Here is a 630-nt window from a genome sequence, read left to right on the forward strand (position 1 = left end):
CCGGTGGTGGCCTCGGCCGGCGGCCGGCGCCTGCGGATCGCCCACACGGTGTCGTTCTCCTTCGACATGTCGTGGGAGGAACTGCTCTGGCTGGTCGAGGGCCACGAGGTGCACGTCCTGGACGAGGCCCTGCGCCGCGACACCCAGCGCCTGGCCGACTACTGCGCCGAGCAGGCCGTCGACGTCATCAACGTCACCCCCTCCTACGCCCAGGCCCTGGTGGAGTGCGGCCTGCTGGACGAGGGCCGGCACCGCCCGGTGCTGGTCCTGCTGGGCGGCGAGGCGGTGGCCGAGACCCTCTGGTCGAAGCTGCGCGACACCCCCGGCGTCCTCGGCTACAACCTGTACGGTCCGACCGAGTACACCATCAACACCCTGGGCGGCGGCACGCTCGACTCCGCGACCGCCACGGTGGGCCGGCCGATCTGGAACACCGTCGCGCACGTCCTGGACACCCACCTGCGGCCCGTCCCGGTCGGCGTCCCCGGCGAGCTGTACGTCTCCGGCGTGGGCCTGGCCCGCGGCTACCTGAAGCGCCCCGGTCTGACGGCGGAGCGGTTCGTCGCGGACCCGTTCGGCGAGCCGGGCGGGCGGATGTACCGCACCGGTGACGTGGTGCGCTGGCGGGCC

1 protein-coding gene is annotated in these 630 nt (G+C 73.7%); it reads left to right on the forward strand.

The window, feature by feature from the left end:
• Positions 1 to 630 (forward strand): AMP-binding protein (locus tag PUR56_RS43585; protein WP_329950680.1); only part of this gene is annotated, 630 nt, incomplete at both ends.

It is taken from the genome of Streptomyces sp. BE303 (genome assembly GCF_036290945.1).
Classification (GTDB): domain Bacteria; phylum Actinomycetota; class Actinomycetes; order Streptomycetales; family Streptomycetaceae; genus Kitasatospora.